Consider the following 223-nt stretch of genomic DNA (forward strand, 5'->3'; position numbering starts at 1 on the left):
CGCCTTCGGGCGGCTGTGTGTTGAAACGGATTCGGAATAAGCTCCCCTGCTCCTGTCGGCAACCAGCCGCCTTCGGGCGGCTGTGTGTTGAAACCGTCAACAATGTTGTCTAGACGACAACAGGAAAGAGCCAGCCGCCTTCGGGCGGCTGTGTGTTGGAAACGTCGGTTGAGGCCATTTGTGTCTCGATGGCGAGCCAGCCGCCTTCGGGCGGCTGTGTGTT

Source organism: Neisseria sp. HMSC056A03 (assembly GCF_001815685.1).
Lineage (GTDB): Bacteria > Pseudomonadota > Gammaproteobacteria > Burkholderiales > Neisseriaceae > Neisseria > Neisseria subflava.